At 43.5% G+C, this 841-nt stretch carries 1 protein-coding gene; it reads right to left on the reverse strand.

All coding sequences use genetic code 11. From position 1 onward, the window contains the following. On the reverse strand, window positions 1-841 hold an 841-nt coding region (locus R7O13_RS25565; RefSeq protein ID WP_318305036.1), incomplete at both ends, for a GumC family protein.

Consider the following 841-nt stretch of genomic DNA (forward strand, 5'->3'; position numbering starts at 1 on the left):
CTAAATTGGCGTCATCGATGCGAACGATACAATCTTTTATTGCGGTATCCATCGTCAATATGTTGGTTAAACCTGGCTGGGACTCAGGAATATTGAATCGTTTGGCTAAAGATGGACGACGCAAGTCGCAGTCGATAATCAACACTTTCTCCATAGTCGAGAAGGACACCGCCATATTGATGCTGGTGGAGGTTTTGCCTTCCTCTGGAATCGCTGAAGTAAAAGGTAAGATCTTTTGCTTAGTGTTGGTCAGCCTTAATAGCAACGACGTTCGAACAGAGCGACAAGCTTCGCTAAAGAGTTTTTCATCTTTATCTAAGTAGGCGGTATAACTTACCCCATTTTTTCGCAGGGTACGTTTTTTCACCATTGGGATAACCCCCAAGCATGTCACGCCTAGCTTATCTTGAACATCGTTTGAAGTGCGGATGACTTCTCGCAACGTTTCTAAAATGATCACCAATGCACAAGCGATAGCAAAACCGAAGAATGTGGCGATAAGCACCAGTTTCATTCGTTGTGGCGCGACAGGAAACAGGGGAATGATCGCTTTATCAGTAAAGCGAGCGGTCACATTTTTGTAATCGCTAGTAGCGCTGGTTTCTTTTTCGCGATTTAAGAAAGCTTCGTAAAGATCTTTGTTTGACTCTACTTCTCGTTTCAATTGCTCATAGCGCGCCTTTTGCGAACCCAATGATTGGAAATCTGATTTTTTTCTGTCCAGTTCTTCGCGCAACATGTCTTCTTGAGCTTTCGCTGCAAGTAAGTCTTGTTGCTTACTAAAAGAGATTTCGCGAATCAATTGCTGAGTTCGCTCTTGAATAGAGGCGAGTTGCGCTTT

The sequence above is a fragment of the Vibrio sp. Y176 genome (assembly GCF_033438945.1).